Raw genomic sequence first — 21,101 nt, forward strand, 5'->3', positions numbered from 1 at the left:
TGCACGGAGCCTTGTCCCGGATCCTGTTCTGCTTCGGCCTCGGCTACTCGGCCCTGACCCTCGCCCGCCGGCTCGCCGGGCAGGGCTGGGAGATCCGGGGCACCACGCGCGGGCCCGAGAAGGCGGCAGCGCTCGCGGCCGAGGGCTGGCGCGTGTTCGTCTTCGACCGTATGCACCCTCTCCCGCCCGAAGCGCTGGTGGGCGTCACCCATGCGCTGACCTCGATCGCGCCCGACGAGGCGGGTGATCCCGTGCTCGACCTGCACGCGCGCGATCTCGCCGCCCTTCCCGGCCTCGCCTGGATCGGCTATCTCGGCACGACCGCGGTCTACGGCGACCGGCAGGGCGGCTGGGTCGACGAGGACACGCCGATCGAGCCGACGCTGGCACGGGCCGACCGGCGCGCCCGCGCCGAGGCGGCATGGCGCGAATCGGGCCTGCCGGTCCATATCTTCCGTCTCGCCGGCATCTACGGCCCCGGCCGCAACGCCTTCGTGAACCTGAAGGAGGGCACGGCACGGCGGATCGTGAAGCCGGGGCAGGTCTTCTCGCGCATCCACGTCGAGGACATCGCGACCGTGCTCGCGGCCTCGATGGCGCGCCCGCGGCCCGGTGCGATCTACAATGTCTGCGACGACGAGCCCGCCCCGCCGCAGGACGTCGTGGCCTATGCGGCCGCCCTTGCCGGCACCGACCCGCCGCCGGAGCAGCCTTACGAGACGGCCGAGCTCTCGCCGATGGCCCGCACCTTCTACCGCGACAACCGCCGGGTGCGGAACGACCGGATCAAGCGGGAGCTAGGCGTCACGCTCGCCTATCCCACCTACCGCGAGGGGCTCCGGGCGCTGCTGCCGGTCGACGGGCCCTGAGCCACCTGCTCCAGCACCCGGTCGAGCGCCGTGGCGATCCGGCGCAGGTCCTCCTCGCGCGAGAGGCGGTGGTCGCCGTCCTTGATCAGCTCGACCGTCACGGCCGTGCTCGCGAGCGCTCCGGCGAGCCGGAGCGAGGTCTGCCAGGGCACGTCCGGGTCCTGCTGACCGTGCAGGAGATGGACCGGGCAGCGGATCGGCAAGGGTGCGCGTAGGACGAGATGCCTGGCACCGTCCTCGAGCAGCCGGCGCGTGATCGGTATCGGCTCGCCGTAAGCCGAAGGGGCGAGGAACATGCCATCCCGGGCCAGCGCCTCCTTCTGCTCCGGTCCCAGGTTCGGCCGGATCAGGTCCTCGGTGAAGTCCGGAGCCGGCGCGATCCCGACCAGCCCCTTCACCCGATCCGGCCGGGCCAGTGCTACGAGCAGCATGATCCAGCCGCCCATGCTGGAGCCGACCAGCACGACCGGACCGGGCGGTGCCACCGTATCCAGGACGGCCAGGGTGTCCGCCGTCCAGTCGCCGATGCAGCCCTCCTCGAACCGGCCGCCGGAAGCGCCGTGGCCGCGATAGTCGAAGCGGATGTAGCCCTGGCCGCGCGTGGCGCAGTGCCGCTCGAGATGAAGGGCCTTGCTGCCGGTCATGTCGGAGCGGAAGCCGGTCAGGAACATCACCGTCGGCAGGGCTCCGGGCGTGTATCGCCAACTCAGCGCGGGATGGCCGGGTCGGTTGAGACGGCCGAGGGTCGTTTGCATGATCAGGCGAGATCCGTTAGGTTCATCGTTGGGTCATCTCATCCGTCAGCGCGCTGGCCGTCGGGCACGGGGTGCGGACGCTCGCCACTGGCTCGTGGAGCCTGGGATGTCTGTTGACCTGTTGCCAGCAAACGGTGCCTCCTCGTCCCATGCCTGACGCCTCCGCCCCCGATCGCGGCCGCCCCGCCGTGCTTCAACTTCTGCCGCGGCTCGAGCGCGACGAGCTCGGCCGCAGCACCGTGGACATGGCCCGCTACCTTCGCCAGAAGGGCTGGCGCGCCATCGTCGCCTCGGCCGGCGGGCCGCTGGAGCGCGACCTTGCGGTCGCGGGCGGCACCCATCTCCGCCTGCCGCTCGACCGCGCCGGCTGGCTCGCCATCTGGCGCAACGCCCGACGCATCGCCAGGGCGGTCCGCAGGCACCGGATCGACATCGTCCATGCCAGGGCGCCCGGGCCGGCCTGGAGCGGAGCTTTCGCCACCCGCCGCACCGATGCCTCCTTCATGACCACCTTCCACGACGTCTACCCGATCAAGGGTGTCCTCGGCCGTCGCTACTACGGCATCATGGCCGCGGGCGAGCGGGTGATCGCGGTCTCGGACTTCATCGCCGAGGAGCTGGCCAACCGGTTCAAGGTCGATCCCGCGCGCATCCGGGTCGTCCGGCGCTGGATCGACCCCGAGGAGTTCGACCCGGTGCGCGTGCGCGGCCATCGGGTCGTGGCGCTGGCCGAGCGCTGGGGCATCAGTCCCGGCCCCAAGGTAGTGATGATGCCGGGCAGCGTCATCAGGGGCCGCGGCCATCTCCTGCTCCTGGCCGCGCTGACCCGGATCGAGCGCTCGGACTTCGTCGTCCTGTTCGTGGGCGACCTCGATCCGCACAGCGCCTACGTGAAGGAAATCCTGGCCACGCTCCGGCGCACCGGCCTCGGCGAGCGGGTGCGCTTCGGCGGCGAGGCCGAAGACCTGCCGGCGGCGCTGACCTTGGCCGACGTCGTGGTGCTGCCGACGACCCGGCCCGATCCCTCCGGCTTCATGGCGGTCGCGGCCCAGGCGATGGGCAAGCCCGTGATCGTCACGAACCATGGTGCGCTCAGCGAGAGCGTCCTGCCCGCGGCCACGGGCTGGCTCCTGCCGCCCGACGACGTGGACGAGCTTGCGCGCGCGCTGGAGCTGGCGCTTTCCCTGAGCGAGGACGTGGTGCAGCGCCTCGCGGCGCGGGCGCGCGCCTTCGTGGTGAGCGAGTTCGGGATGGGGCCGATGTGCGCCCGCACCCTCGACGTCTACCGCGAGCTGGCCCGGCCCGCACCCCGCCGGCGCGAGGCCTACGGCAATTCGCTGGTGGAAGCCGGCTGACGCTCCATCTATAAGAGTCCATCCGCCTCGGCTTGACAGGTGACATCTCCGCCCTAGAGGGTGCGCCCGTCCGGTCGTGCCGCCGGGACCGACGCCTCGTCGTCCCTCATCCAACTCCAGGCTTGGATCTCATGAACCTTTCGGCTTCCGCCCCAGTCGACGCGCCTGTGCAGGGATCGATCACGATCACGTTTCCCGATCACAGCACGCGGACCTTCACGAGCGGCGTGACCGGGGCCGAGATCGCGCGCTCGATCTCGAAGAGCCTCGCCAAGAGTGCGATCGTCGTCGAGGTCGACGGCGAGCTCTGGGATCTCGACCGGCCGATCACGCACGATGCGCGGGTACGCCTGATCCGCGCCGAGGACGCGGAAGCGCTGCCGGTGATCCGCCACGACTGCGCGCACGTCATGGCCGAGGCCGTGCAGGAGCTGTTCCCCGGCACGCAGGTCACGATCGGGCCAGCGATCGAGAACGGCTTCTATTACGACTTCTACCGCAACGAGCCGTTCTCGACCGAGGACCTCGCCCGGATCGAGGCACGCATGGCCGAGATCGTGAAGGCCGACAAGCGCTTCACGCGCGAGGTCGTGAGCCGCGAGGAGGCGCGCAGGAAGTTCGAGAGCATGGGCGAGCGCTTCAAGCTCGAGCTGCTCGACGCCATCCCGGAGGATGAGCCGGTCACGCTCTACCACCAGGACGGCTGGTTCGATCTCTGCCGCGGGCCGCACGGACCCTCCACCGGCAGGATCGGTGCCTTCAAGCTGATGAAGGTGGCGGGCGCCTACTGGCGCGGCGACGCCAGGAACCCGCAGCTCCAGCGCATCTACGGCACGGCGTTTCCGACGAAGCAGCAGCTCGACGCCTACCTCCACCAGCTCGAGGAGGCCGAGCGCCGCGACCATCGCAGGCTCGGCCGCGAGATGGACCTCTTCCACGTCCAGGAGGAGGCGGCGGGCTCGGTGTTCTGGCACCCGCACGGCTGGACGCTGTGGCGCGCGGTCGAGAACTATGTCCGCCGCCGGCTGCAGCGCGCGGGCTATGTCGAGGTCAAGACGCCCCAACTCGTCGATCGCGTCCTGTGGGAGCGCTCCGGCCACTGGGAGAAGTTCCGCGAGAACATGTTCGCGCTCGAGGCCGAGGATCGCCATCTCGCTCTGAAGCCGATGAACTGCCCTGGCCACGTGCAGATCTTCAACCAGCATTTGCACAGCTACCGCGACCTACCGCTCCGCATGGCCGAGTTCGGCTCTTGCCACCGCAACGAGCCCTCGGGCGCTCTGCACGGTATCATGCGGGTGCGTGCCTTCACCCAGGACGACGCGCACATCTTCTGTACGCCCGACCAGATCACCGAGGAGAGCGTCGCCTTCTGCGATCTTCTCATGAGCGTCTACAAGGATTTCGGCTTCACCGACGTGCGGGTGAAGTTCTCCGATCGCCCGCCCGTGCGCGCAGGTGCGGACGAGATCTGGGACAAGGCCGAGGCCGCCTTGTGGGAAGCGGTCAAGGCCGCCGGGCTCGAGTGCACGCTCAATCCCGGCGAAGGCGCTTTCTACGGCCCCAAGCTCGAGTTCGTCCTGCGCGATGCCATCGGCCGCGACTGGCAGTGCGGCACGCTGCAGGTGGACTTCGTCCTTCCGGAACGGCTGGATGCCAACTATATCGGTCCCGATGGCGCGAAGCACCGGCCGGTGATGCTGCACCGGGCGATCTTAGGCTCGCTCGAGCGCTTCATCGGCATCCTGATCGAGCACTATGCCGGCCGGCTGCCGATGTGGCTGGCACCGGTCCAGGCGGTGGTCGCGACCATCACGAACGATGCCGACGCGTACGCGCTCGAGGTCACCCAGCGCCTGATGGCCGCAGGCATCAGGGCCGAGGCCGACACGCGGGCCGACAAGATCGGCTACAAGGTCCGCGAGCATTCCTTGCGCAAGGTCCCGCTCCTGCTCGCGGTCGGCGCGCGGGAGCAGGCCGAGCGCAAGGTGAGTCTGCGGCGTCTGGGCAGCACGGAGCAGACCGTGCTCGCGCTTGACGAGGCGGTCGCTTTGTGTCAGCGGGAATCGGTGCCCCCCGACGCATGACCGGTCCGTCGGCTCCGGGCGTGGCGCGCCCGGACGGGGCAGCGCCGGGAAGGTGTCGTTCACGGGTCGCTCAGCGGAGGCGGGGCGGCCCCTTTGGTGTAGCAACGGAGGATTTTCGACCCATATGGCAACGGCCGCGCAGCAGGAAGATTATCGCGTCAACTACCGGATCGAGGCACGCGAGGTTCGTCTGATCGACTCACAAGGCACCATGATCGGCATCGTGCCGCTCAGGGAAGCTTTGGCCAGGGCCGAGGAGGCCGGCCTCGACCTCGTCGAGATCTCTCCGAACGCGACGCCGCCGGTATGCAAGATCCTCGACTACGGCAAGTTCAAGTACGAGGCCCAGAAGAAGGCCAACGCCGCCCGGAAAAAGCAGCGCGTCATCGAGATCAAGGAGATCAAGATGCGCCCGGGCATCGACGACAACGACTACGCCATCAAGATGCGCAAGGTGCGCGAGTTCATCGAGGAAGGCGACAAGGTCAAGATCACGATGCGCTTCCGTGGCCGCGAGATGGCGCACCAGCACCTGGCCATGGATATCCTCGAGAAGATCCGCACCGAGGTCGCCGACATCGCCAAGGTCGAGCAGATGCCGAAGCTCGAAGGCCGGCAGATGATCATGGTGCTGGCACCGACGAAGTAAGCCGCACCCCTCGCCATGCTGCCGCCGGACAGGCCGTGCCTTGCGGCTGAGGGTGATTCCATGCCCCGCTGCTGCGCCGAGCTGCTCTGCCTCCTGCGGCTCAGCGAGGTGGCGCTGGCCGATCCCGAGCCCGAAGCGGGCCTGTGCGCCATGGCCGGCGAGCTCGCGCGCCTCGCCACGGTGAGCTGGGTCCGGGTGGCGCTGGCGGAAGACGGCCGGCAGCTCCGCGACATCGTTCATGCCGGGCACCAGCGTGCGCCTGCCGGACGGGCGCGCGCTATGGCCATCGTGCGCGCCATGGCCGAGCAGGCCATCGTGCAAGGAACCGATCCCGCTGCTGCACCGGACGATAGCTGGGCCGTCGTCCCGATCCTGGTCGGAGAGCGCGCCTTGGGCGTGCTGGAGGTGGGCCTGCGCAGCGCTCCGCCGCTCGATGCCTGGTCCGAGCACGTGCTCTGGGCCGCCACCGATCTCATGGCGCTCCTGCTGCTCGGCCGGCGCGGCGAGACCGCGACCGGGCGGGACGGGGAGCTGCGCCTCACCCGGCGCCAGCGGGACGTGCTGTTCGAGCTGGTCGAGCGCGGTGCCTCGAACGAGGAGATCGCCGACCGGCTGGGCCTCAGCGCCCGCACGGTGAAGATCCACCTTCAGGCCGCGTATCGCCGGCTCGGCGTGCGCAGCCGGGGCGAGGCGATCCGCCTCGTCCTGACCCGGCACGCCGGCTGGCTGGCCTCCGAGCGCGAGCGGCGGCAGAATCCCGCGACGGCGCGAGCCACCTCCAGAAGCCGCTCCGAGGATCATTCATGAGCCGATCATCCGACTTGGCAGCCCTTCTCCGGCAGGCCGGGCTGCCGGACGATCTCGGGGCGCTCGACGCCCTCCTGGCCGGCACCCTGGCCGCACCTCCCGCCCGCGAGCCCGATGCCTGGCTCGCCTTGATCGGCAGCGACCTGCCCGAGCCGCTCGTGGCGGCGCTGCGCGAGCGGCGCGAGCGCCTGCGCGGCGCCCCGCCGGCCGCGGCACCGGACCGCGCCGAGCGGCTGGCACGCTTCCGCGACGAGCTGCGCCGGCGCGGTGTCGACGGCTTCGTCCTGATGCGCACGGACGAGCACGGCAGCGAGTACCTGCCGGGCTATGCCGAGCGCGTCGCCTGGCTCACCGGCTTCACGGGCTCGGCCGCGACCGCGGTCGTGCTCATGGATCGGGCAGCCGTGTTCACGGACGGACGCTACACGGTGCAGATCGAGCAGGAGGTCGATCCCGCGCTGTTCGAGCGCCGGCACATCGTCGACGAGCCCCCCTCCCGCTGGCTCGAGCAGCATCTGCCGCAAGGAGCCCGGCTCGGCTACGATCCCTGGCTCGCGAAGCGCGCCGAGGTCCAGCGGCTGGAAGCCGTGGCCGCGGCCAAGGATGGCACCTTGGTGTCGCTCGATCCCAACCCGGTGGACGCGATCTGGACCGACCGCCCGCCGCGGCCCATAGCCCCCGTGCACCTCCACGACGAGCGCTACGCCGGCGAGAGCAGCGCTCATAAGCGCGAGCGAATGGGCAAGGCCGTGGGCGAGAAGGGGGCGGACGTGCTCCTGCTCACGGCGGCCGATTCCATCGCCTGGCTCCTCAACGTCCGCGGCGGCGACATCCCGTTCAATCCCCTGGTCCTGAGCTACGCGCTCCTCGGCCGGGACGGTACCTGCCGCTGGTTCGTGGACCCGCGCAAGCTGCCCAAGGGCCTCGCCCTGCCCAACGCGGTCGCGGTCGAGCCGGTCGACGGCTTCGTGACGGCGCTCGATGCGCTCGGCCGCGCAGGGGCCAAGGTCCTGGTCGATCCGACCTCGGCGCATGTCGGCTTCCTCGAGCGGCTGAAGGCGGCCGGAGCCAGGCTGATCGAGGGCGAGGACCCTTGCGTTCTCGCCAAGGCACAGAAGAACCCGGTCGAGATCGAGGGTGCGATCGACGCGCAGCGCCGCGACGGCGCCGCCGTCGTGCGCTTTCTCGCCTGGCTCGACGATCGGCCGCTCGACGGCAGCCTCGACGAGCTCGGGGCAGCGGCGCGGCTGGCGCAGGAGCGCGCGAAGGACCCGCTCTTCCGCGGCCCGAGCTTCGAGACGATCTCGGCCCACGGCCCCAACGCCGCCCTGCCCCACTACCGCTCGACCCCTTCGACCAACCGCCCGCTCACCGGCGGCACGCTCTATCTCGTCGACAGCGGCGCCCAGTATCTCGACGCCACCACCGACATCACCCGCACGGTGGCGCTGGGCACGCCCGGCGAAGAGATGCGCGAGCGCTTCACCCTCGTGCTCAAGGGCATGATCGCGATCTCGCTCGCCGTCTTCCCGGAAGGCACCACCGGTGCCCAGATCGACGCCTTCGCCCGGCTGGCGCTCTGGCGGCACGGGCTCGACTTCGACCACGGCACCGGCCACGGCGTCGGCTCCTATCTTTGCGTCCACGAGGGCCCGGCGCGGATCAGCAAGCTCGGCACGGCCCGGCTCGAGCCCGGCATGATCCTCAGCAACGAGCCCGGCTACTACAAGCCGGGTGCTTACGGCATCCGGATCGAGAACTTGGTCGCGGTCGAGCCGCGCGAGAAGCCCGAAGGCGGCGAGCGCAAACTTCTGGGCTTTCGCACGCTCACCCTCTGCCCGATCGACCGCCGCCTGATCGAGCCGGCGCTGCTCACGGCCGAGGAGCGCTCCTGGCTCGACGCCTACCACGCGCGCGTGCGCGAGGAGCTCCTGCCGCTCGTGGGCGAGGCCGGCCCCTGGCTCGAGGCGGCGACGGCCCCGCTCTGACGGGGCGCTTCAAGGCAGCCCGCGCAGCCGTGCCATGAGGAGGGCGTCGACGTAGCTTCCGTCGCGATAGGCGTAGGCGCGCATCACCCCTTCGCGTGCGAAGCCGAAGCGCTCGTAGAGCGCTATGGCGCGGGTGTTGTCGGTGTAGACCGTGAGCTCCAGCCGGCGCAGGTCCAGCCAGTTGTCGGCCGCGTCGATCAGGGCCGCGAGCAAGACCCGGCCGATGCCCTTCCCCTGCCAGGCCTCGGCGACGCCCATGCCGAGCACGGCCGCGTGCCGCCGTCGGCCGGTGGCGCGGTGCAGGCCGCCATTGCCGACCACCTTGCCGCCGAGCTCGCCCACTAGCAGCAGGTCGTCGGCACTCAGGCCCTGCAGCCAGCGCCGTGTCTCCTCGAGGCTCTGGTAGGGCAGCCGCAGCGTGCCCCAGCGATAGCTCGCCTCGTTGGCGAGGGCGCACAAGGCCTCGGCGTCGTCGAGGCGCGCAGCGCGCAAGATCAGGCCAGCGGGCGCCTCGACCAAGCGGTCGCCTCAGCCGTCGGAGAGGTTCGGGAACAGGCGCCCGAGCCGCGCGGCGACGGCCTGCCTCCAGCCCGAGAGCAGGACCTCGGCGCGCTCGATCACGAGATAGAGGCGGGGATGACGCTCGGCCAGCCGCGCCAGCAGTCGCTCGGCCCAGGCCGTGTACCGCGAGAGGATCAGCAGGCCGATCACGATGAACAGCACCCCCTGCAGGATCGGCAGGAACAGCCCGAGCACGCCCAACGCCAGAAAGCCGTAGCCGAGCCCGATCGCCATCAGTCGTCCCATCATCGCCCCGCCAAGCTGAGCCAGTCGGCCTCGCTCAGGACCTTTACCCCGAATTCCTGCGCCTTGGCGAGCTTCGATCCGGCCTCCGCCCCCGCCACGACGTAATCCGTGCTCCGGGAAACCGAGCCCGCGACCTTGGCGCCGAGCGCCTCGGCCCGCGCCTTGGCTTCCGCACGGGTCATCCGCTCGAGGCTGCCGGTGAACACGATCGTCTTGCCGGAGAGCGGCGAGGTGGAGGTCTTCACGGCAGCCACGGGCTCGATGGTGAGCTCGGCCGCGAGATCCTCGATCGCCTCGATGTTGTGCGGCTCCTTGAAGAAGTCGGCGAGCTGCTCGATCAGCGCCGGACCGACGCCGTCGATCACGTCGAGCTCGGCCTTCGCCTCCTCGTCGCCTCGTGCCAGCGCCAGCATGGCGTCGCGCCAGCGCTCGTAGGTGCCGTAATGGCGGGCCAGCATCCGGGCATTGACCTCGCCCACGAAGCGGATGCCGAGCGCGTAGATGAAGCGGTCGAGCGGGATCGTCCGCCGTGCCTCGATCGCCTCCTTGAGCTTCTGCACCTTCCGCGCCGCCCAGCCCTCGAGCTTGGCGAGGGCCCTCAGCTTGCTCTCGTCGCGGGCGAGGCGGAAGAGGTCGACCGGACTCTTCACGAGCCCGGCAGCGAGGAGCTGCGGCACCTGTTTCCTGCCCAGCCCCTCGATGTCGAAGGCGTTCCTGGAGACGAAGTGCCTGAGCCGCTCGGCGAGCTGGGCCGGGCAGATCAGGCCGCCCGTGCAGCGCCGGATCGCCTCGCCCTCGGGCCGGACGGCGAGCGAACCGCACTGCGGGCAGTGGTCGGGGAAGACGAAGGGCACCGTGCCTTCCGGTCGCCGGCCCGCCACCACCGCCACCACCTGTGGGATCACGTCGCCCGCGCGCTGGATCACGACCGTGTCGCCGACCCGGATGTCCTTGGCCTCGATATAGTCCTGGTTGTGGAGTGTCGCCCGGGAGACGACGACACCGCCCACCGTGATCGGCTCGAGCTCGGCCACGGGTGTGAGCGCCCCGGTGCGGCCGACCTGGATCGTGATCGCCTTCACCACCGTCTCGGCCTGCTGCGCGGCGAACTTGTGGGCGATGGCCCAGCGTGGCGCCCGGCCGACGAAGCCCAGGCGCTCCTGCAGGTCGATCCGATCGATCTTGTCGACGACACCGTCGATGTCGTAGGGCAGCGCATGGCGCCGCTCGCCGATGGCGCGATGATATTCCAGGAGCTCCTCGACGCTGGCGCAGCGCCGGGCTTCGGGGTTCACCCGAAAGCCCATGGCCTTCAGGCGCTCGAGGAAGCCGCTGTAGGTGCCCCGGATCGGCGGATCGGCCTCGCCCCAGCCATACGCGAAGAAGCGCAGGCGCCGGCTCGCGGTGATCCTGCTGTCGAGCTGGCGGAGCGAGCCGGCCGCGGCGTTCCGCGGGTTCATGAAGGGTGGCTCGCCCGCGGCCTCGCGGCGCTCGTTCAAGCTGAGGAAATCCGGCCGCTCCATGAACACCTCGCCCCGGACCTCGAGCACGGCCGGCGGGTCGGCGACGGCGAGGCGCTGCGGGATGTCGCGGATCGTGCGCACGTTCGCGGTCACGTCCTCGCCCACCGTGCCGTCGCCGCGCGTGGCGCCGCGCACGAGCAGCCCGTTCTCGTAGCGGAGCGAGCAGGAAAGCCCGTCGATCTTGGGCTCGGCCACGAAGTCGAGCGGGACATCGGCCGGCAGGTTGAGGAAGCGGCGGATGCGCGCCACGAACTCGCGCAGGTCCTCCTCGGTCATGGCGTTGTCGAGCGAAAGCATCGGCACGGTGTGGACCACCTTGCCGAACGCCTCGACCGGGGCGGCGCCGACGCGCAGCGAAGGGCTGTCGGCCCGGATCAGCGCCGGGAAGCGCCGTTCCAGCGCCGCGTTGCGGGCGCGGAGATGGTCGTACTCGGCATCCGAGATTTCCGGTGCCGCGTCGCGGTAGTAGAGCCGGTCGTGGCGGGCGATCTCTTCCGCGAGCCAGGCGAGCTCGGCCGCGGCCTCCTGCTCGCTCAGCGCCTCCACCGGCCGCTCGAAGGTCTCTGGCCTCTTCATCCGGCCACCCCTGCCACGCGCATCAGGCTCTCCGCTGCGGCGCGGGCGGCGTCCGTGACCTCGGCCCCGGCCAGCATGCGGGCGATCTCGTCGCGCCGCTCGCTCGCCTCGAGCTCGCGCACCGCCACGCGCGTCCTCCCACCCTCGACATGCTTGCTGACGCTGCACTGGTGATCGGCGCAGGCCGCCACCTGCGGCGCATGGGTCACGACCAGCACCTGCCGCTCGAGGCCGAGCCGCGCCAAGCGCTCGCCCACCGCCGCGGCGGTCGCCCCGCCGATCCCGGCGTCGACCTCGTCGAAGATCAGGGTGCCGGCCGAATCGAGCCGGGCCAGCACCACCTTCAGCGCCAGCATGAAGCGGCTGAGCTCGCCGCCGGATGCGATCTTGCCGATGGGACCGAAGGGCTGGCCGGGGTTCGTGCTGACCTCGAACGCCACCCGCTCCGCCCCCTCCGGGCCCCATTCCTCCTCGGGCAGCGGCTCGAGCCGCACGCGCACCCTCGCCCGCTCGAGCTTCAGAGGCGGCAGCTCGGCCATGACCGCCTCGGCCAGCTTCGCCGCCGCCTCGGCACGCGCCTGCGAAAGCACTCTCGCGGCATCGCGATAAGCGGCGCGCGCCGCCGCCACCTCGCGCTCGGCCGCCTCCACCTCCCCGGCCCCGGCGTCGATCCGCTCGAGCAGGGTCCGCGTCTCGGCGAGGAGATCCGGCAGCGCATCCACCGGGACACGGTGCTTGCGCGCCGCGTCGCGCAAGGCGAACAGCCGCTCCTCGACCGCCTCAAGCGTGCCGCTGCCGTCCTCGAGGCCGCGCAGCGCGCTCTCGATCACGGCTTCGGCCTCGCCGACCTCGACCAGCGCCCGGCCGAGCGCTGCCACCGCAGGCTCCAGGAGCTCGGGCGCCATGCCGGCGCTGCGCTCGAGCTTGCGCTCGGCGGCACCCAGGCGCTCCAGCGCCCCGCCATTGCCGCTCACGGCCGCGAGCGCCTCGCCGAGCGCCGTCATCAGCTTCTCGCGGTTCATGAGGCTCTGCCGGCGCAGCGCCAGCTCCTCCTCCTCGCCCGCCTTGGGATCGAGGTCGGAAAGCTCGCGCTCGCGATGGCGCAGATAGTCCTCCTCGCGCTGGGCGGTGGCGAGCTGCTCTTTGAACTCGGCCAGCCGGCCGGCAGCTTTGCGCCAGGCGGCATGGGCCGTGCGCACCTGGGCCACGAGCGGGCCGAGCCCGCCGAACGCGTCCAGGATGCCGCGATGCGCCTGCGGGTTCATGAGGCCGCGCTGCTCGAACTGGCCGTGAACCTCGACCAGCAGCTCGCCGACCTGCCGCAGGAGCGCCGTGCTCACCGCCGTGTCGTTGACGAAGGCGCGGCTGCGGCCGTCGGCGGTGACGATGCGCCGCAGGATCAGCTCGCCCTCGAACGGGATGCCGTTGTCGTGGAGCAGGGCTTCCAGGGCCGCGGGCTCGTGCGGCTCGAACTCGGCCACGACCGAGCCCTGCTCGGCACCGCTGCGCACGAGGCCGCGGTCGCTGCGGCCGCCCAGCGCCAGGCCCAGCGCGTCCAGGATGATCGACTTGCCGGCCCCGGTCTCGCCCGTGAGCGCGGTGAGGCCGGCACCGAAGCCGAGCTCGAGGCGCTCGATCAGGACGATGTCGCGGATCGACAGGCTTCTCAGCATGGCGCGCGACCGCCGGGCTCCCGGCTGCTCAGAACAGGCGGCTCAGCCAGGAGCCGCTCCCGCTCCTGCCGGGCTCGAGGTTCTCGCCCTTCAGAAGAGCGTAGGAACGCTGGTACCACTCGCTGCCCGGGAAGTTGTAGCCGAGCACGGCCGCGGCCTCCTGCGCCTGCTGCTTCATGCCGAGCGCCAGATAGCTCTCGGTCAGACGGTGCAGCGCCTCCGGCACGTGTGTCGTGGTCTGGTAGTTCTGGACCACGTTCTGGAAGCGGTTGATGGCGGCGAGCCAGAGCTTCCGGCGCTCGTAGTAGCGGCCGACCTCCATCTCCTTGCCGGCGAGATGGTCGCGGACGAGGTCGATCTTGAGCTTGGCGTCCGCTGCGTACTGGCTCTCCGGGTAGCGCCGGACCAGCTCGCTGAACGTATCGAGCGCCTTCTGCGTCATCTCCTGGTCGCGGCCGACGTCGGAGATCTGCTCGTAGTAGCACAGGCCCATGAGGTAATGGGCGTAAGGCACGTCCTTGCTGCCGGGGTGGAGGTCGATGTAGCGCTGCGCGGCGCCGATCGCCTCGTCGTACTTGTTGGCCTGATAGTAGGCGAAGGCCGCCATCAGCTCACCGCGCGTCGCCCACTGCGAGTAGGGATGCTGCCGCTCGACCTCCTCGAACGCCTTGGCGGCCGCCTCGTAATTGCCCTGGTCGAGCTTCTGCTGACCCTGGCGGTAGAGTTCCTCGGGCGGCTGGTCGGGAAGCCGGTCGTCGTCGAGCTTGCCGCTGGCACAGCCCGCGAGCAGCAGGAGAACGGCGCCCGCCGCCAGGGAAAGACGGCGCGCCCCATGGAGCGCTGCAGACGAAGACGGCCTCGAATACATCCACTTGACCCAGCTCAGGAGATCATCCGCTCGCTCGATACGCGCTGCCTTGCCGCCCGGGCGAACCAATGGGTAGAGTGCGGCAGCCGTTCTGCGCGGCAACCATAGCCAAGGGAGGCCCAGACCGCCAGCACGGCAAGGATGTGGCCCAGGCCCGCACGCATCGCAAGGCCGTCGGCGAACGGTGCCGCGGACGGACATGGGCGGCCTCGCCCTGCCGCCCGCCTCAGCCGAGCCCGTCGATGATCCCGAGCAAGGGGCGCCACTCCTCGCGCACGGCCCGAACGGCCTGGCCGTCCACGTCGAAGATGCCGAGTCCCGAGACGGCGAGCTCGCCGTAGATCGCGCGGTCGCCGAGCCGGGCGGCGATGGGCTGGCGCAGGCGCTCGAGGAAAGCCTCGAGCCGCTGCGTCGCCTTGGAGCGCGGCCGCAGCCGGTTGGCGACGAGGGCGATGCTCTTGCGGCCCTTGCGGACCGGCTTCAGCTCGTCGAGCCGCTCGAGGAAGCGGGCCGTACTGCCCTCGTCGAAGACCGAGGCCAGCACCGGCACGACGACGAGGTCGGCCGCCTGGATCAGTTCGGCCACGTGCCGCATTTTCAGGTTGGCGGGCGCATCGATGATCAGGCGCTCGATGGCGTCCGGAACCTCGCCCGCATCCTTGCGCCAGTCGAGCGGCGTGATGGGCCTGGCGCGATCGCCGCGCAGCGAGAGCCACGACAGGCTGGAGCGCTGCCGGTCGACCTCGGCGAGCCCGGTGGCGAAGCCGCCGGCGGCGAAGGCCGAGGCCAGGTTGGTGGCGATCGTGGTCTTGCCGCAGCCGCCTTTGACGTTGGTGACGAGAACCCGCAGCATCCTTCCCCCGCGCCTCCCCTTTGCCGCCCCCGCGTCAGTTCTCCCAGAAAGGCTCCACGGCGCGAAACGCCTTCCACGCCCGCATCGCCTCGGGCTCGCGCTCGCCGGCCTGACGCAGATGCCAGCCGATCACCTGTCCGGCGCCGAGCGCCGCGTCCTTCGGCTCGAAGCCGGACCGGGCGTGCTCGAGCACGTCCCGGGCCAGCCTCTCGGCCACCGCGACGTCGTTCAGGTGCCCCAGGATGTCCTGCATGCGGGCCGTTACCTTGCGGAAGCGCTCCACGCGCTTCTCGGGGAAGAGCGAGCCGAAGAACTCGGCGCCGTAGCGCAGCTTCTTGAAGGCGATGCGCAGCTCGTGCCGCCGCTCCGGGTCCAGCCGGGCGAAGCCGCGTCCTTTCTTGCGCACCCGGCGGTGCCGCTTCTCGAGGATGGCGGCGGCGAAGCCCGCGACCGGCTGCCGCTGCACGAGGAGGACGTCGACATCGGCCCCCTGCCGCCAGCCGCGTCGCGCCACCCAGCAGGCGAGCCGCAGCGCCAGGGAGCCGTAGCGGTCGGATGCGAGCGCCTCGCGGACGACCCGCTGCGCCTCCTGCCGGCGCTCCGCCGCGGCGGCCGCGAACGCCGCCAAGGCCGGATCGTCGGGACGAGCAGCGCACACCGGGGCCATGATCTCGCTCGCGAGCACGTCGAGATCCCGCGCCGGCCCCAGCGATCCGAGAAGCCAGCGCAGCTCCTCGTTCCATCCGGCCCGCACCTCCTCGCCGAGCGCCGGCCTGAACAGGCTCATGGCCGAGCGCAGGCGGCGGAGCGCCACGCGAAGCTGATGCAGGCCCTCGGGGTCCCGGCCGTCGCGTGCCGCCGCCTCGTTGTCGATCCAGTGCCGCAGGCACGCCCCGAGCACGGTCTGGAGCGCGTCGTCGACCAGCATGTCCGGGCTCAGCGTCACCGGCCGGGCCTTGCGCCAGGGTGGCGGGCTGTCGGTCGCGAGCATGTAGCCGCGCGTGGCCTTGTCGAGGGCCAGAAGACGCAAGGGCACCAGCTCGTGCATCGCCTCGGCGAGCTCGAACAGCGCCCTCGGGTCGCCCTGCTTCAGCTCGAGCTCGACCTCGCGGATCGGCGCCTCGCGCTCGCCCGCCCTGACGGCGCCGCGATCGAGGGCGACCTCGATCTGCGCCGGGATGCGGCTGCCGTCGACCCACTCGACCACGAGCGCCTGACGTCGGAAGCGCGTCTCGAACACCGGCGTCAGCTCGTCCGGGAGAACGAGGCCGGTGAGCTCGCGCACGGCGGGATCGGTGAAGGCGGCGAGCCGCGGCGTGCCGTCCGGCAGCTCGACCTCCCACTCGCCCCGGCGCGTCGCCGCCCCTTCGCCGGTACCCTCGGTCTTGAGGGTCTGAACGAAGCTCCTGCCGTTCTGCCGGACCCGGAGCGCCAGCTTGCGGCGGCCGAGGCGATGGTCCTGCGTGTCGTAATAGGTCGTGACGAGCTGGCGGGAGCGGATCGTGCTGCGGGCATGCTCGCGCAGGAGCGGACTCGCGAGCAGCTTCTCCATGGCGTCCGTGGTCGTCTCGAGCTTGAGCTCGACCTCCAGCGGCGGCGAGTCGGGCAAGGCGAGGCTCCTCGATCGGATCGGCTCGACTGATGTAGATCAATGCATACGGGTCGGCGATTCGGTTGTTATCGGGCGGACATCGACGACAGGAAAGGGGGAGTGGGGCCGCATGTTCAAGGATCTCCTCGTCCATATCGATCGTGGCGCAGCGGCGCAGCACCGGCTCGAGGTGGCGCTGACGCTGGCCGAGAGGTTCGAGGCGCATCTGACGGCGCTCTACCTGGTACCCGAGCCGTTCGTCCCGGCCATCGTCGGCATGCCGATTCCGGCCGATCTCCTGCAGGAGCAGCTCGCCCAGGCCGAGCGCGAGGCCGATCAGGTGCTCGCCGCCGCGCGCGAGGCCGGGCAGCGCCGCGGCATCGCCCTCACGACTCGCCGCGAGACCGGCATGCTCGACCGGCTGCCCGTGATGCTGGCCCGCCAGGTGCGGCATGCCGATCTCGTCATCATGGGCCAGCCCGACCCCGACGTGAACGGCGTCGACGACGCGCTCCTGGTCGAGGCCGCGTTCATGGACAGCGGCCGGCCGGCGCTGGTGATCCCCTATATCGGCGCGCACACCATGCCGCCCCGGCGCATCATCGTGGCCTGGGACGGCTCACGCGAGGCGGCCCGTGCCGCCAACGACGCGCTGCCCTTCCTGCGTCTCGCTCAGGAAGTCACGGTGCTCGTCGTCGACGCCAACGAGCGCCGGGCCTATCTCGGGGAGCAGCCGGGGGCCGACATGGCGGCCCACCTGGCACGTCACGGCGTGCGCGTCGAGGTCAGGCAGGCGCAGAGCGGCGGGCTCGGCATCGGCGACGTGATCCTGTCCACGGCGAGCGACGAGGGCGCGGATCTTCTGGTGATGGGCGGCTACGGCCATTCCCGCCTGCGGGAAATGATCGTGGGCGGCGTCACCCGCCACCTGCTCGAGCACATGACCGTCCCGGTCCTTCTGTCGCACTGAGCCGCAAGGCTCCTGCCGGATCAGCGCGGTGCCGGCGCCGGCGGTGTCGGCGCCCGCTGGGCGAGGTAGGCCTCGAGCGCCGCTCGGCGCTCCTCCGCCGTCCTCAGCCGTTCCATCAGGTCCGTCGCGGCGGGCCGGGCGCAGGCATTCTTGACCTTAGCCAGTTCCTCGTCGAGCTCGCGGCTCCGCGTCGCGAGGCTCGTGTTCTCGGCCAGGAGCCGGTCGCGCTCGGCCAGAAGTGCTGTCTGCGCGCTCCCGTCCGGGCTCGCCGCCTGGCCCTTGGCCGCGGCGAGCGCCTGCTCCAGCTCGTCGCGCTGCGTCTTGATCCGGGCGAGCTCGGCGGCCAACCGGTCGCGCTCCTCGTTACCGGCGACCATGCCCGCGCCCGTCCCTTGCGCGCCCGGCGTCCGCTCCAGCGTCGCGATCCGGCCTTTTGCCTCCTCGAGCTCGGCGGCCAGCTTCGCCCGCGTCCGCTCCGCACTCTCGAGCTGGGTCGTCAGGAGAGCCTCCTTGGCGCGGGCGGTCTCGAGCTCGGCGGCGATCGCGCGCTTCTCGACCTCGAGCGCCGACCGCGCCTCGTCCAGGGTGCCCGCCTCGGTCCGGCGCTCGCTGCGCGCGGCCTCGAGGGCGGCGCGCAGCCGCTCGTTCTCGCGCCGCATCTCGGCGAGCGCCTCCCCGTCCCCGGCCGGATCGGCGACCCGGTCGTGGCCGCTCGCCATCGCCACCTGCTCGCGATAGAAGCGGTAGCCCAGAACGAGGCCGGCGGTCGAGACGACGGCAAGGCCGAGGCAGATCAGGAACACGGCGAAGAGAGCGAGCTGCGCCCGACGGGTGAAGGTGACGAAGCGTCCGCCGCCCGGCCGTCGCTCGTAGAGCAGACGGTCCACGAACAGCGCGTTGGAGCGCCGGGTGGCGCTCTTCTGCTCCCGTGTGGTCATGATGTTTCCTCGGCCGTCCTCGCGGGACCGCCGGTTTCGGCACCGCGCGGTCGTCCACGGCTCCGGGTCGAGCGCCCGGACCTTGCGGCCACAGTATGGGCCGGCATCGCGCCCGCGGCAATCTTTGGACGCCTTAAGCGGCAGAACGAGGTGAAGATTTTCTCTCAAGAGAGGAAAGCGGGTGCGAATCTCGACCGGGCTGCGCTGGCGGAGACGGTCGTGACAGGCTCCACGGGCTCGGACAGCCGCCAGGCGGCGGGATCGGCCAGAAGCCGGCACAGGAGCGTCCGCCGCAGGCCGGGGCCAGCGCCCCTGTGAACGTAGCGTGCCTCGAGCCGGGCCGGGATCAGGGCGATGTCGCCCAGCGCGTGCAGCGCCTCGCGCCGGGCCGGCTCGTCGGCGAAGCGCGCGCCCTCCGCCGGCTCCGCGGCGGTGCGGGCGGCGGCGAGCTCGCGCTTCGTGGCCTCGGGCGAGAAGGCGAAGCGGAACGGCGGCCGCACCGCGCCGCGGCCGTGCTCGATCACGATCTCGAGCCCGTCCGCGGGCTCGAGGCGCACGAAGGCGTCGCCCTGCGCGACGCTCACCGGCCGCAGAACCTCGAGTCGCGGCACGGGCAGATCCTGCTCGACCGTGCCGGCGCACTCGATCAGGCGCACGAACGGGAGCGCGCTTCCGTCCATGGCCGGCAGCTCGGGCCCGCTGATCTCGACGAGCGCGTTCGTGATCTCGCAGGCGACGAGCGCCGCCATCAGCCGCTCGACCATGCGCACGCTCGTCCCCGGCCGCTGGCCGAGGCTGGTACCCAAAGGAGCCTCCATCATCCGGTCGAGATGCGCCGGGATCGGCTCGGAGCCGGGGCGATCGACGCGGCGGAACCGGATGCCGGAGCCCTCGGCCCCAGGGCGAAGCGTGAGGCCGATGCGGGCGCCGCTGTGGAGACCGACACCACCGCAACCGATCACGTGACGAAGCGTTTTCTGCCGCTGCATCCTCGCGAACCAAGGCTCGTTGTGCTTCGGGTTCCGCCGCGTCCTTTCCCAGCCGCTTGCCCACGGCGCTTCAGGATGGATCGATGCCTGCCCCGGCGGCCCGCGACGCCGGCGCACCTTTTGCCGGAGCCTCGGGACGACACCGCCCGCCATGCTCTTCGCAGAGCATGGCGGGCGGGGCAAATCACATCGTCTGACCGATTGTTGCAGAGCAGAGTTAAAGCGATACCTTAACTCAGGCCTCAGCCCTCGACGCGTTCGCGGCGCAGAAAGGAGGGGATGTCGCCGATCTCGTCGAGAGCACCGGACAGAGGTGCGGGGCCGCTCGCGACCGGCCGGAACGGGCGGTCGCTGAGCCGGGGCGCCTGCCGCTCGCCGCCCCGGTCCGCCGCCCCGCCTCCGCTGCGCGCGAAGGCGAACTCCTTGACGCGGTCGAACAGGTTGAGCGGGCGTTCCTCGTTGCGCGCAGCCGAGCGATAGGAAACGTCCGCGGCGGGAGCAGGAGCGGCATCCATCGCTTCGGCCGCGGGCGCCGCCGCTTCCTGGGCAGGTGCCGGGGTGAAGGCGGCCGCCGCCTCGGCCAGCTCCGGCCGCGGCTGCTCCGGCGCCGCCGCGGCCCTGAGATGCACGGCCGGGCTCACCTCGCCGGGCCGGCGGACGGGAGCTTTGGCGGCGCCGGGGAACGGCACGGCCTGCACCCGCTGCGGCTGGAAGCGGAACGGACCGGCGGTGGCGCGCGCGGGCTCGGGTTGGGGCTCGGCCACGCTGGCCTGCGCCACGGCCGGCCGCTCCTGCGGCAGGTCGATGCCGGTCGCCACGACCGAAACCCGCATCCGGCCCTGCATCGAATCGTCGAAGGTCGAGCCGAAGATGATGTTGGCGTTGGGGTCGACCTCCTCGCGGATGCGGTTCGCCGCGGCGTCGACCTCGTAGAGGGTCATGTCGAGGCCGCCGGTGATGTTGATCAGCACGCCCCGCGCCCCCTTCATCGACACGTCGTCGAGGAGCGGGTTCGAGATCGCGGCCTCGGCGGCCTCGATGGCGCGCCGCTCGCCCTCGGCCTCGCCCGTGCCCATCATCGCCTTGCCCATCTCGGACATGACGGTGCGGATGTCGGCGAAGTCGAGATTGATCAGACCCGGCATCACCATGAGGTCGGTGACGCCGCGCACGCCCATGTGCAGGACCTGATCGGCGAGGCGGAAGGCCTCGGCGAAGGTGGTGCGCTCGTTGGCGAGCCGGAACAGGTTCTGGTTCGGGATGACGATCAGGGTGTCGACGTACTGCTGCAGCTCGGCGAGGCCCGCCTCCGCGAGCCGCATCCGATGGGCACCTTCGAAGTGAAACGGCTTCGTGACGACCGCAACCGTGAGGATGCCCTGCTCGCGCACGGCGCGCGCGATCACCGGGGCGGCGCCGGTGCCGGTGCCACCGCCCATGCCGGCGGTGATGAACACCATGTGGCTGCCGGAGAGCTGGTCGAGGATCTCGTCGAGCGCCTCTTCCGCCGAGGCGCGGCCGACCTCGGGCCTGGCACCTGCACCGAGGCCGTGGGTGACGGTGTGGCCGAGCTGGATCTTGCGGTCGGTCAGGCAATTGGCGAGCGCCTGCGCATCGGTGTTGCAGGCGACGAACTCCACCCCCTCGAGGTGCGAGGTGATCATGTTGTTGACGGCGTTGCCGCCGGCACCGCCGACGCCGACAACGGTGATCTTGGGCTTCAGCTCGTGTGTGACGGGCAGACTGAGATTGATTGTCATATTCTCCTCCACAGGCACATCCCGACCGTTTTCGGTTCGGGCT

18 protein-coding genes are annotated in these 21,101 nt (G+C 71.1%); 7 read left to right on the top strand and 11 right to left on the bottom strand.

All coding sequences use genetic code 11. From position 1 onward, the window contains the following. Positions 1–11: 11 nt before the first annotated feature. Positions 12–869, top strand: a complete 858-nt coding sequence (locus U1T56_RS05330) for an SDR family oxidoreductase (protein WP_418158410.1) — start codon at positions 12–14, stop codon at positions 867–869. On the opposite strand, the gene U1T56_RS05335 is transcribed toward U1T56_RS05330, so the two are convergent. Next, entirely contained in the window at positions 824–1,624 is an 801-nt protein-coding gene (locus U1T56_RS05335) for an alpha/beta hydrolase (RefSeq protein ID WP_418158411.1), read from the bottom strand. The genes U1T56_RS05330 and U1T56_RS05335 overlap by 46 nt on opposite strands. A 149-nt stretch (positions 1,625–1,773) precedes the next feature. On the opposite strand from U1T56_RS05335, the gene U1T56_RS05340 reads away from it, so the two are divergent. The 5 genes from U1T56_RS05340 (at position 1,774) to U1T56_RS05360 (ending at position 8,510) form a co-directional block, all read left to right on the top strand. Then, complete coding sequence (locus U1T56_RS05340) at positions 1,774–2,979, top strand: glycosyltransferase family 4 protein (protein ID WP_418158412.1); 1,206 nt, start codon at positions 1,774–1,776, stop codon at positions 2,977–2,979. Between the two features lie 131 nt (positions 2,980–3,110). Beyond that, positions 3,111–5,066 (top strand): threonine--tRNA ligase, encoded by a 1,956-nt coding sequence (thrS, locus tag U1T56_RS05345; RefSeq protein WP_418158413.1) that lies wholly within the window; start codon positions 3,111–3,113, stop codon positions 5,064–5,066. A 124-nt stretch (positions 5,067–5,190) separates the two neighbouring features. Further along, a complete protein-coding gene (gene infC / locus U1T56_RS05350) occupies positions 5,191–5,715 on the top strand; it encodes a translation initiation factor IF-3 (RefSeq protein WP_418158414.1) in 525 nt (174 codons plus the stop codon). Between the two features lie 60 nt (positions 5,716–5,775). Further along, positions 5,776–6,522, top strand: coding sequence for a helix-turn-helix transcriptional regulator (locus U1T56_RS05355; protein ID WP_418158415.1), 747 nt, complete (start codon positions 5,776–5,778; stop codon positions 6,520–6,522). Next, positions 6,519–8,510: an aminopeptidase P family protein gene (locus U1T56_RS05360; protein ID WP_418158416.1), complete on the top strand. Its 1,992-nt coding sequence runs from the start codon at positions 6,519–6,521 to the stop codon at positions 8,508–8,510. The genes U1T56_RS05355 and U1T56_RS05360 overlap by 4 nt, the downstream gene beginning before the upstream one ends. A gap of 9 nt (positions 8,511–8,519) precedes the next feature. On the opposite strand, the gene U1T56_RS05365 is transcribed toward U1T56_RS05360, so the two are convergent. The 7 genes from U1T56_RS05365 to U1T56_RS05395 form a co-directional block, all read right to left on the bottom strand. Continuing rightward, on the bottom strand, positions 8,520–9,029 hold the full coding sequence (locus U1T56_RS05365; RefSeq protein ID WP_418158417.1) for a GNAT family N-acetyltransferase: 510 nt from the start codon (positions 9,027–9,029) through the stop codon (positions 8,520–8,522). A gap of 9 nt (positions 9,030–9,038) precedes the next feature. Beyond that, the gene (locus U1T56_RS05370) at positions 9,039–9,305 is read right to left on the bottom strand and encodes a PGPGW domain-containing protein (RefSeq protein WP_418158418.1); all 267 of its coding nucleotides are present in this window, start codon (positions 9,303–9,305) and stop codon (positions 9,039–9,041) included. A gap of 11 nt (positions 9,306–9,316) precedes the next feature. Next, a complete protein-coding gene (gene ligA, locus U1T56_RS05375; RefSeq protein WP_418158419.1) occupies positions 9,317–11,416 on the bottom strand; it encodes an NAD-dependent DNA ligase LigA in 2,100 nt (699 codons plus the stop codon). Beyond that, positions 11,413–13,089: a DNA repair protein RecN gene (recN, locus tag U1T56_RS05380; protein ID WP_418158420.1), complete on the bottom strand. Its 1,677-nt coding sequence runs from the start codon at positions 13,087–13,089 to the stop codon at positions 11,413–11,415. The genes ligA and recN overlap by 4 nt, the downstream gene beginning before the upstream one ends. Positions 13,090–13,117: 28 nt before the next feature. Next, positions 13,118–13,957: an outer membrane protein assembly factor BamD gene (locus tag U1T56_RS05385; RefSeq protein WP_418158421.1), complete on the bottom strand. Its 840-nt coding sequence runs from the start codon at positions 13,955–13,957 to the stop codon at positions 13,118–13,120. Between the two features lie 226 nt (positions 13,958–14,183). Then, positions 14,184–14,810: a nucleotide-binding protein gene (locus U1T56_RS05390; protein WP_418158422.1), complete on the bottom strand. Its 627-nt coding sequence runs from the start codon at positions 14,808–14,810 to the stop codon at positions 14,184–14,186. Positions 14,811–14,844: 34 nt separating this feature from the next. Next, the gene (locus tag U1T56_RS05395) at positions 14,845–16,419 is read right to left on the bottom strand and encodes a CYTH and CHAD domain-containing protein (RefSeq protein WP_418158423.1); all 1,575 of its coding nucleotides are present in this window, start codon (positions 16,417–16,419) and stop codon (positions 14,845–14,847) included. A 112-nt stretch (positions 16,420–16,531) separates the two neighbouring features. Here U1T56_RS05395 and U1T56_RS05400 point away from each other — a divergent pair, with 112 nt between their 5' ends. Next, the gene (locus U1T56_RS05400; protein WP_418158424.1) at positions 16,532–17,371 is read left to right on the top strand and encodes a universal stress protein; all 840 of its coding nucleotides are present in this window, start codon (positions 16,532–16,534) and stop codon (positions 17,369–17,371) included. A gap of 20 nt (positions 17,372–17,391) precedes the next feature. Here U1T56_RS05400 and U1T56_RS05405 read toward each other — a convergent pair whose 3' ends face one another. The 3 genes from U1T56_RS05405 to ftsZ all read right to left on the bottom strand — a co-directional run bounded on the left by U1T56_RS05405 (position 17,392) and on the right by ftsZ (position 21,058). Beyond that, positions 17,392–18,309, bottom strand: a complete 918-nt coding sequence (locus U1T56_RS05405; RefSeq protein WP_418158425.1) for a hypothetical protein — start codon at positions 18,307–18,309, stop codon at positions 17,392–17,394. 164 nt (positions 18,310–18,473) lie between these two features. After that, positions 18,474–19,298 carry a UDP-3-O-acyl-N-acetylglucosamine deacetylase gene (locus U1T56_RS05410; RefSeq protein WP_418158426.1) on the bottom strand — a complete coding sequence of 275 codons (825 nt, stop codon included), beginning with the start codon at positions 19,296–19,298 and terminating at the stop codon, positions 18,474–18,476. Positions 19,299–19,540: 242 nt separating this feature from the next. Further along, a complete protein-coding gene (ftsZ, locus tag U1T56_RS05415) occupies positions 19,541–21,058 on the bottom strand; it encodes a cell division protein FtsZ (RefSeq protein ID WP_418158427.1) in 1,518 nt (505 codons plus the stop codon). Positions 21,059–21,101: the final 43 nt, after the last annotated feature.

The organism is Benzoatithermus flavus, from assembly GCF_037908215.1.
Classification (GTDB): Bacteria; Pseudomonadota; Alphaproteobacteria; order Geminicoccales; family Geminicoccaceae; genus Benzoatithermus; species Benzoatithermus flavus.